Annotated in this window: 6 protein-coding genes; 4 read left to right on the top strand and 2 right to left on the bottom strand. The window is 62.1% G+C overall.

All coding sequences use genetic code 11. The features are described 5' to 3' along the window. A partial coding sequence (locus ACFFAR_RS24360) for a DEAD/DEAH box helicase (RefSeq protein WP_375508608.1) occupies positions 1 to 1,545 on the bottom strand: 1,545 nt, incomplete at its 3' end. A gap of 424 nt (positions 1,546 to 1,969) precedes the next feature. Further along, the gene (locus ACFFAR_RS24355) at positions 1,970 to 2,239 is read right to left on the bottom strand and encodes an acyl-CoA-binding protein (protein WP_174365468.1); all 270 of its coding nucleotides are present in this window, start codon (positions 2,237 to 2,239) and stop codon (positions 1,970 to 1,972) included. Between the two features lie 168 nt (positions 2,240 to 2,407). Between ACFFAR_RS24355 and tsaB the strand changes: the two genes are divergently transcribed. From tsaB to ACFFAR_RS24335, 4 genes are read left to right on the top strand one after another with little or no spacing between them, the layout of a single operon-like run. Then, on the top strand, positions 2,408 to 3,232 hold the full coding sequence (tsaB, locus tag ACFFAR_RS24350) for a tRNA (adenosine(37)-N6)-threonylcarbamoyltransferase complex dimerization subunit type 1 TsaB (RefSeq protein WP_174365469.1): 825 nt from the start codon (positions 2,408 to 2,410) through the stop codon (positions 3,230 to 3,232). Further along, on the top strand, positions 3,229 to 3,723 hold the full coding sequence (rimI, locus tag ACFFAR_RS24345) for a ribosomal protein S18-alanine N-acetyltransferase (RefSeq protein WP_061999127.1): 495 nt from the start codon (positions 3,229 to 3,231) through the stop codon (positions 3,721 to 3,723). Before tsaB ends, rimI begins: the two co-directional genes overlap by 4 nt. Further along, positions 3,710 to 4,702 (top strand): uracil-DNA glycosylase family protein, encoded by a 993-nt coding sequence (locus ACFFAR_RS24340; RefSeq protein WP_375508607.1) that lies wholly within the window; start codon positions 3,710 to 3,712, stop codon positions 4,700 to 4,702. Before rimI ends, ACFFAR_RS24340 begins: the two co-directional genes overlap by 14 nt. Further along, positions 4,699 to 5,004: a DUF1853 family protein gene (locus ACFFAR_RS24335; RefSeq protein WP_375508606.1), complete on the top strand. Its 306-nt coding sequence runs from the start codon at positions 4,699 to 4,701 to the stop codon at positions 5,002 to 5,004. Before ACFFAR_RS24340 ends, ACFFAR_RS24335 begins: the two co-directional genes overlap by 4 nt. The last annotated feature ends 14 nt before the right edge of the window (positions 5,005 to 5,018 follow it).

The following is a 5,018-nucleotide window of genomic DNA, read 5'->3' as shown; positions in this document are numbered from 1 at the left end:
ACCACCGTCACGCGAGTCACGTGCACCAGCGCTCGCCGGCTTGTTGCCCCAGCCACCCGGCTTGCCCGTACCGCTGCTGCTGCCGCCGCCACTACCAAAACGACGGCCTGCGCCAGCACCTGCACCACCGCCCGGACGGCCACGGCCGCCAAAGCCCGGACGACCACCGCCACCAGCGGGAGCCGAACGACGCGGTTCGAAGCCGACAATGACGCTCACTGCCAACGGCAGACGAACGAAACGCTCGATGCGCTTGAGCGCGCCTTGCTCTGCATGGTGCACGAGGCTGATTGCCGTGCCCGTACGGCCAGCACGGCCCGTACGACCGATACGGTGAACATAGTCTTCCGCGAACTTCGGCAGATCGTAGTTGAATACGTGGGTGATGCCGGGGATGTCGATACCGCGAGCCGCGACATCGGTTGCCACCAGCACGCGCACCTTGCGTTCACGCAGCGCACGGATCGTGCGGTTACGCGCGCCTTGCGGCAGATCGCCGTGCAGTGCAGCCGATTCAAAACCAGCGTCCGACAGACGGATAGCCAGTTGGTCAGCATCGTTCTTGGTTGCCGTGAAAACGATAGCCTGGTCGAGGCCTTCATCGCGCAACAGATGGTCGAGCAGACGATCCTTGTGATCGCGGTCATCGACGTAATGCACTGTCTGCGCAATGTTGTTCTGTGCTTCGAGCTTTTGAATGATCTCGATGCGTTCCGGGTTCTTCAACAGGCGGCCGGTCAGCGAGCTGATCTTGCCGTCGATGGTCGCCGAGAACAGCAGCGTCTGACGCGAAGCGGGCGTAGCGGCAACAATGGTCTCGATGTCGTCGATGAAACCCATGTCCAGCATGCGGTCGGCTTCGTCGAGCACGAGCATTTGCAGTTGCGACAGGTCAATACGGCCGCGTTCCAGGTGATCCAGCAGACGGCCCGGCGTTGCGACCAGGATTTCCGGGTTCTTCGCGAGCAGCATCAATTGCTGGCCATAGGCAACGCCACCCAGGATGCTGACGGTACGCAGCCGGCGCAGGTGCTTGCCGTACGTGGTTGCAGCAGCTGTAACCTGCATGGCGAGTTCGCGCGTGGGCGTCAGAACCAGCATGGTCGGACGGGCGACCGGCTGCTGGCGGCGTGCCGGACGCGCATTCGGGTCATGCGGCTCACGGGGAGCTGCGGCCTTGGTTTTTTCGAGCTGCGAAAAACGTTCGATAGCCGGCAGCATGAACGCTGCCGTCTTGCCCGAACCGGTCGGGCTGGAAACCAGCAAGTCACGGCCGGCGAGCGCTGCGGGAATTGCGCGCTGCTGAACCGGGGTCGGTACTTGATAGCCGGAAGCGGTCAGCGCAACGACGATCTCGGGCGACAGGCCGAGCGACTCGAAGCTCGGGCCAGTCTGCACAGCGATTGCGGCGGCGACAGGCGCTACTGATGAAATGGGGGTGGGAGCAGCCGGCGAAGCAGATGCTGCGGGCATGGCGGGTGTATCGGCGCCTAGTGCCTGTGCAGCGATGGAGTCCAGCGGGCTGTTGGTGTTGCTCGAAGTCATGTCGATCCTTGAAACGGGGAATAAGGCGTGTGGCGCCAATCGGCATACCCAAGTCGTCAGATTCAGCGAGCAAAGAAGCAGCGAGCAAATCGAAAAACGGGGGCAGCTCGCAACAATGAAGGCGAGCTTTTCGTTAGAAGCTGTATCGGATTCGACAGGCCGAGGCGGCGTTGTCGTCAGCCTGATGCATGATCGGCCGAAGAAGGCCTAGCAGGGAGGGGACAGTTTCTAAACTGGATTGGAGCAAAACGCTACGAGGCGCCGCGCTGCGTGCGATGAACCGACCTCAAACATCAATTCACCCGGTCACAGTGAAGCGCAGGCAACAGTATATCGGGAATTGTTGCGCTGCGCCAGATTTTAAGACAGTTTGATTCGATTGGCGCTTCACCCGCTGCAAAGTTGCGGGCGTTCTTACCAGTGCTTACGCAGATTCGCCATTTTTCAGCGATTCCACCAGTTCCACGTATTGCTGCTTGGCCGTGTCCTGCGATGTGCCAGTTAGCGCTGACCAGGCATCGTACTTGTATTTCCCGACAATATCGGCGAAACCGGGCTTGTCGCCGTCCGCATCGCCCACGCTGCCTTGCTTGAACAGCGCGTAGAGGCGCAGCAAGGTGAGATTGCCCGGACGTTCAGGCAAATCCTTGACACCGGCCTGGGCTTTTGCGAACTGCGCATCGATATCGCTCATTCTTGGTCTCCGTAATTGCTGGTTCAGGGCGATCGATCATAGCAAGCGTACTCAAAGCAGATTTCGAAGGTTTATTCCAAAATCGTCGCAGAGGGAATTACCAGGAACCGGCGTGAGCAGGCACTCACGCACCCTTCGGCGCCGACGCCACGCATTACAATAGCGGCTATGACACGTACCGTTTTGCTCGCTCTCGATACATCGACCGAATTCTGCTCGGTCGCGCTGCTGGTCGCCGGTCCGGCGGCCGACTCGGCATATCGAAACCCTCCGCACCATGTTTCCGGCGAAATCCGCGTCTGGTTCAGCCATGAAATGACCGGGCCGGTCTCCAGCACGCGTTTGCTGCCTGCTATCCGCGAACTGTTCGATGAAGCAGGTCTTAAGCTCGCCGATTGCAGCGCGATCGCCTTTGGCGCCGGGCCGGGATCGTTCACGGGCTTGCGTACGGCAACAGGCGTGGCGCAGGGGCTCGCGTTCGGTTTGAGTGTGCCGGTTGTCCCAATCGGAACCTTGCTTGCGTGCGCCGAGTTCGCGCGGCTGCATGATCCAGCGGTCACGCGTGTGCTCGCAGCACTCGACGCCCGCATGAACGAGGCGTACTGGGCAGATTTCCGCTGGGACGACGCCACGAACGAATGGGTCACGATCCAGGCGGCATCGCTGGATGTTCCTGGCGCGATTGCGGCGCCCGATGTTCCGTTCGTGCTTGCGGGCAATGCAGCCGCCGCATTCGGCGATGTTTTATCGCTCCAGCAATCGGCCGCATGCCGAGTCGACTTCGATGCGCTTCCCCATGCCTTGCCTGTCGCGCTCGCCGGCCTCCGCGCGTTTCGCGACGGCCGCACGGTCGCGCCAGACCAGGCAGCACCGGAATATGTGCGCAACAAGGTCGCGCAAACCACGGCCGAGCGCATGGACGCGCGGGCAGCCAAAGCCGCCGCCGCTCAACTGGATTCCCGGGCCGCTTCCGCCGCGGAGCCGTTACGGTGAGCGGCGTGTTGCTCGCCGATCGCTATCTGTCTCCCATGACGGAGGCCGATCTCGATGAAGTCGCCGCCATCGAAAAGATTGCGTATGAATTTCCGTGGAGCCGCGGCAATTTCCAGGATTCGCTGCGCAATGGCTACTTCGGCGTGTGTCTGCGCCATGTCACTGGCACGTTGCTCGGTTATTGCGTGCTCATGCCGGTCGTCGATGAAATGCACTTGCTGAATCTTTGCGTCGCGCCGCAAGCACAACACGCGGGCGCCGGGCTGACGCTGTTGCGCGAAGCGGTGCGCATTTCGAAGCACCAGAAGCTCGATGGCGTGCTGCTCGAAGTGCGGCCTTCGAACCCACGCGCCATATGGCTTTACGAGCGCTTCGGATTTATGACCATCGGGCGTCGGAAGAACTATTACCCGGCGCGGCATCGTTCGCGCGAGGATGCGCTTGTCATGCGCCTGACGTTTTCAAGGGAGGCCGCCGATGGCGCTGCCTAAGTCGATGCTCGACGAGTTTGGACTCGGGACTATCTGGGTGAGGCGGGGAACGCAGCCGGTCGAAACGGCTGTGGAACCCGTTGCAGTCGCGCCCGAAAGATCGACAGCCGTTCCGTTGAACCGCGCAGCGGCGGCTGAACTTGCTGAACTCGAGCGCGCCGCGCCGGGCGCGCCGCAGCGTAGCGCCAGCGAGACCTTGACCGCGCTCGATGCCGTGCTTTCGGCGGCGCAAAAGAGCCAGAACGTTGCGCGAGAAACGCCAGAAGCGTCAGAAGCGCCGGTGGTGGCGAAGTCCGATCCGCAGGAACCGCCTGCCTTCGATGACATTCCGTGGATCGACGATCTTCCGCAACACATGCCGCCCGAACCGGAAGCCATCGATGAAACCGCGAACGACATCGCGTCCCTCGACTGGGACACGCTTGCCGCCCGCGTCTCCGTTTGCGAGCGCTGCAAGTTATGCGAGCGGCGCACGAACTCGGTTTTCGGCGTGGGCGACCGTGATGCCGACTGGATGCTGATCGGCGAAGCACCGGGCGAAAACGAGGACAAGCTAGGGGAGCCGTTCGTCGGGCAGGCGGGCAAGCTGCTTGACAGCATGTTGCATGCGGTGGCGTTATCGCGTGAAGACAATGTGTTTATCGCGAACGTGATCAAGTGCCGCCCGCCCGGCAACCGTAATCCTGAACTCGATGAAGTCGCGCGTTGCGAGCCATATCTGAAGCGTCAGGTCGCACTGGTGAAGCCAAAGCTGATCGTCGCGCTGGGACGTTTCGCGGCGCAAAGTCTGCTGAAGACCGAGGCGAGCATTGCGTCGCTGCGCGGGCGGGTGCATGACTATGAGGGCGTGCCGGTCATCGTGACGTATCACCCCGCGTATCTGCTGCGCAGCTTGCCCGACAAAGCCAAGGCGTGGGCCGACCTGTGCCTTGCCCAGGCGACTTATCGCGAGTCGCTGAAGGTGGCGGACGGCGCATGAGCTTCGCCGGCGCGGTTGCGCGATTCAACGATCCTGCCGTCCGGGATCTCGCGTGGCTGCTGTTCTCACCTGACTTGCTGAGCGCGTCACATGCGGGCGCGCCGATCGCGTGTCCTGTCGAAAGCGATAAGCGCGCAGCCGTTTCAGGCTGGCTCGAAGCGCTCGATGACCATCCCGAAGCGCTTCACGCGCTGGTCCGCAAACCGTCGCTGAGACGGCTCGGTCTCTATGCCGAGGCCTTGCTCGACTACTTTTTGACGCATGGACCCGCTGCACGGCTGATCGCCGCCAACGTGCCGTAGCGCGCAGCGGGGCA

It is taken from the genome of uncultured Caballeronia sp., from assembly GCF_964243625.1.
In the GTDB taxonomy this organism is placed as follows: Bacteria; Pseudomonadota; Gammaproteobacteria; order Burkholderiales; family Burkholderiaceae; genus Caballeronia.
Note: the sequence above shows the minus strand (reverse complement) of the source record. Positions and strands in the feature narration are given on the sequence as shown.